This is a genomic window from Vibrio sp. Vb0937 (genome assembly GCF_033338855.1).
In genome coordinates this window covers 1-1,043 of sequence record NZ_JAWOTK010000455.1, presented here as the reverse complement: position 1 = coordinate 1,043, position 1,043 = coordinate 1, and the positions used below count along the sequence as shown (strand labels likewise).

Here is a 1,043-nt window from a genome sequence, read left to right as displayed (position 1 = left end):
GGGATTATCAACCACTTCCAGAATGCGCCTTGAAGATTAATCGCACGTTGCTCTAAAGGTGTGTATCGCTCGCTTTGATGCTGACAACAATGGTGGTGAGCGCTCGCTTGCTTTGGCTCGGGGCGTAGAAAATCATCAGGATGAAATGCGTTGACGATCAAACCCGAAACCGTACCTACCACAATGCCAAGTGCGACGACGCCAACGCCGACGGACGGTTTTGCCGCGAGTAACAAGAATGCCGCATCGCCCATGGTTGATGTCAGTACGGCTACGATTGCGCCAAATCCTACTCGTCCACTAATAAATTGAGTCGTAACAACAATAGCGCCGCCACAGCCCGGAAGCGCACCGAGTAGGGCTGCAAAAAACACCTGATGATGACGAGAGCGATGATAGAGCTGAGTGATGCGATTCGTCTTCGACATAAAGTTGGAGAGGTAATGATAAATCGCCAAGGTTGCTGCGACATAACAAGATACTGCCCAGAAAGAATCGGAAAGCGTGGTCACTGTGATCTCTCGGGTGTTCTCATTCGCCAATAAGACAAGCATGATAATGGGGATAAGCAGTCGCTTATAAGCTAACTGGAACTGAGTTGGCTGAAATAGCTGCTGTGCGGAGTGCAAAAATCGGGTCGCGTTCATCGTTAACTCAAATGCAAATGGTAATAATTATCATTATATGTAAATGAGATTTATTCGCAATAGGGTTGTGAACTTTTCTTCGTGTCAAACTCCCTCAAATCAGGTAAAGTATCGGCCTTTGTGAGCAAACAGCTTCCACGGCACACCGTGCCATTGTTCGGAAGCGTATCAAATTGACTTGGATAGGAAGAAACATGATTCTAGTTGTAGGTCATAAGAACCCAGACAGTGACAGTATTTGTAGTGCACTAGTTGCAACAGAACTTCTAAAGGCGCGTGGCGTTGAAGCAATGCCAATTCGTCAGGGCGAAATCAACCGTGAAACTCAGCACATTCTTGAAGTAGCTGGCGCAGAAGTTCCAGAACTTCGCACTTCAGTAGCGGGTGAAACCGTTT

Annotated in this window: 2 protein-coding genes; one reads left to right on the top strand and one right to left on the bottom strand. The window is 47.2% G+C overall.

The features are described from left to right. Window positions 1-647, bottom strand: a 647-nt coding sequence (locus tag R7P67_RS26460) for a putative manganese transporter (protein ID WP_318086536.1), incomplete at its 3' end; no start/stop codon positions are given. Window positions 648-841: 194 nt separating this feature from the next. On the opposite strand from R7P67_RS26460, the gene R7P67_RS26455 reads away from it, so the two are divergent. Continuing rightward, window positions 842-1,043 (top strand): DHH family phosphoesterase (locus tag R7P67_RS26455; protein ID WP_318086535.1); only part of this gene is annotated, 202 nt, incomplete at its 3' end.